The organism is Oscillibacter sp. CAG:155, from assembly GCA_000436875.1.
Lineage (GTDB): Bacteria > Bacillota > Clostridia > Oscillospirales > Oscillospiraceae > Oscillibacter.
The window spans coordinates 1-3468 of sequence record FR890916.1 but is presented as its reverse complement, the minus strand read 5'-3'; the positions used below and the strand labels follow the sequence as shown (position 1 = coordinate 3468).

Below are 3468 nucleotides of genomic sequence, written 5' to 3'. Positions count from 1 at the left end.
ACCCGGGCCGATCGGCCCGGGTCCTTTTCCGATGCTTATGCAATCATCAGGCGTCGTGGTCCTTGCGCTTCATGCCAGAGACCGCCAGCCAAACCAGGCCGGCACCGGAGGCCGCTGCGGCCAGGACCCAGACCAGAGAAGTGTCACCGGTCTTGGGAGCCTCCGCCATAGGCGTCTCCCCATCGGGCAGATCCGTGGTGGGAGTGCCTTCATCAGGCAGGTCCGTGGTAGGCGTGCCTTCATCAGGCAGGTCCGTAGTGGGCGTGCCTTCATCAGGCAGATTCGTGGTAGGCGTATCGTCGTCAGGGATGTTGGTGCCGTGGTCATCGTCGTCATCGTCATCATCCCGGTCATCGCCGCCGTCATCACCGTCATCATAGGTCCAATAACCATAGACCGTGGTATCACTGGAGAGAATCGCATCAGCCGCCATCCGCACCGTGCAGGCAGGGTCCTCATACCAGCCGTGGAAGGTATAGTCAGAGGAATAGCTGCCGGTACCATAGGCATGAGTACCAAAGACGCTGTCCTTTGCCAGTTCCTGGGTCGCGGGGGCCGTCACACCGGAGGGCACATCGCTGGCACCGGAGACATTTGTCACATACTGGAAGGAGAGGTCCACCGTCTCCGGGACCGGTTCCGGTTCCACCGTCTCATTGTGGAAGAGGATCGCATCCGCCTTCACCAGCTCAGACTTTCCATTGCTCTCCACGTTGGTATAGAAGGTCTCATTTGCGGTGAGCGCACCGTCGTTTTCCGTCACAACGACCTCAATATAGTAGACCGTGGTGTCATAGCGGTAGCCGTCATCAAGGGATGGGATCTTCTCCGCTACCTGATACCAGTACGTACCAGCACTCTCAAACGTCTGGGTGTCGAAGAAAATGCGGCCGTACGCATCATTGGTAACCTCCGAAACCAGCTCCGAAGGCTCCGTCAGAGGATCAGAGATGTTCTTTACATAAGACTTGAGATAGAACGTAAATTGGGGAACATCGGTCCGGGTGCCGTCCAGATCCTTCAGTCCGCTGAAGGTAATCGTCACAGGCTCAATGGGGGCGGGCGTAGTGGACGTATAGGCGTTCTGGAAGGTCAGACTTGTGGTATCACCTTCTGTAACCACCACAGTGGTGCTGGGTTTGGTCACATTCTGCCGCTCATCCACACCGATGGAAACATCATAACCGGCCTTTTCATAGCCCGTTTCGGAAACCGTGTAGGAACCCACAGGGAGGGGCAGTTCCCATTCATAACATCCCGTTTTGCAAGTTTTAACATTCTCAAAGGAGAGCAGCTGTTTCGTGCCATCCGAAGCCGCGACCTCGATCATGAAAGAACCAGGAAGCGCATTCACACCTGTATACGTCTTGGTCACCTTCAGGGTGCCGGACTGCTTCTCATTAGGAATCAAAATATGGCCGCTTTCATCCTTCTGTGCCTGGGATTCGGAAACACCCGCAATCAGCTTCCACAGGTAGGTGAAGATGTTGCCGCCTGCCGTCTGCTTCTCATGCTGGCCGCCTACCTTGATCTTGTAGACGGTGCTGCCCAGCTTATAGCCATCGGGTGCCTTGGTCTCGCGGAGATAATAAGTGCCGCTTGTCAGGCCGGTAAAGTTTGCCAGGCCATCTTTATCAGTGGTCCATGTGATGCCATTCTTGCAGCTGCCCGTGCAGTTCTCATTCTGGCAGAGATGGAACTCCGCGCCTTCCAGCCCGGTGTTGGTGCCCTTCTCTACCTTCTTGATGGTGAAGGAAGCCGTCTCGCCAGATGCGTCGGTATAGGTATTGGTCACCTGGATGGAAGCATTCTTACCCGCCTGTACATAGACAACTGCGGGATTCGAGCTGGCTTCCAGGTCATACTCGTTAATCAGGGCGTTTTCTTCCGTCACCGTGTAAGTGCCGGGTGCGACATCGGAGAGTGTCCAGGTGTACGTGGTATTTGCATCGGGGCCAATCACACCGTCCCCGCTGGTCAGGCCCAGGGTGTAAACTACCTGATTGCTGCTGTTCTTGACCAGGATGTGGAAATCCGCAGGAAGTGCGTGCCCGGATACAGTTTTAGTTACCGTCAGGGTGCCGGTCGTGGGAAGCTCATCTCCCCATACAGCATAAAGGTCAACGTTATTCCGAATGACAAATGTCTCGCCAACTGTGTAGTCCGAATCCACTGTTCCGTTCGGGGTCGTAGACCAGCCCAAAAATACCTTGCCTTCATTTTGGAACCCTGTAGTCTCATTTCCCAAAACAAGGACTTCCGCATTTTCCTCATACATATTGGGATTCGGATAGGTCGCCTGGGTCCCGTTATTTGCATGATACGTGACTTTATACAGAGTAGGAACTTCACTGATCCTTCCATCCAAGTGCCAGGCATACTGACCACTGGGAACGAATACCTGACCAGATGCAATATCTGCACCATCCGCAGTATGCAGGGTGTACCAGTCCACATCATCCAGATCAACCCAGGTATTGTACATATGGTTGATCCCACCCAGAGCTCTCTTCACTGCATCTTCGTATGTTTTATAGCGCGCTTCACCGTTTCCAGCATAGGATTTTTCCGGATCAGGCAGCTGCATCTCAATGGTGCCGATGGTAAAGTATCCATTCTCATTGATAAATCCGCCAGTACCCGTCTGGACATCTCTTGCATCTACATATACATAGACTGTCTGCGTCCCTTTGCTGGCTTTTACCGTGATAGTGGCTTCTTCCTCACCAGAGAAAAGAATTCCCTTATAGCTATGCTTAATGGTAACACGGGTATCCCTTTCGACTTCTTTCAAAGTCAGGGTTGCCCACTTGCTGTTTCCTGTGATTTCAGCTGCATTTTTTCCTTCCGTGATTTCCCAGTGATGCTTGGAATGGCCAGAATCGCTGTACAGGGAAATGACCTGACCGCCGCGGAACTCTTTATTCCCATCATCGATCTGCGACCACTCCCAACTGGGTCTGTTGGCCGCCACCACATAGATGGAGAAACTCTCGGCCTCAAAGGTGGCCACGTCCTCATCCGTGGTAATCGTATCCACATGCTCGGGCTCGGCGTCCTCGTCCTCCATGTGGTAGATTTCCACATCCTCCACATCGGCCAGGGCGGGATTCTGAATTTCCACGGTAACAGATTCGTCAGGCTGCCATTCATCCCCCTCGCTGTCATAGATGGTGATGTCATAGGCAGCCAGGACCGTCAGGTCCTCCAGCGTAATCTCCACCGACTTGGCGGTCACATAGGAGCCCTTAGGCATCAGGCCGGACACGGTAATCTCCGCATCGTCATCCGCCACCGTTCGAATGGTATCATATTCCCAAACTGGCTCTTCCACAATTTCAGGGATTTCAACGATCGCCGGCTGCTCTTCCACAGGCTCTGCACCTGCGGCGGCATTTCCCTCTTCGGGAACCGTCTCGCCGTCGGGCTCCGCCGCGCCATTCGGATCGGTCTCGCCGTCGGGCTCCG

Annotated in this window: 1 protein-coding gene; it reads right to left on the bottom strand. The window is 54.2% G+C overall.

The features are described 5' to 3' along the window. Nucleotides 1-46 precede the first annotated feature (46 nt). On the bottom strand, nucleotides 47-3468 hold a 3422-nt coding region (locus tag QZL67_RS06380), incomplete at its 5' end, for a SpaA isopeptide-forming pilin-related protein (RefSeq protein WP_292920007.1).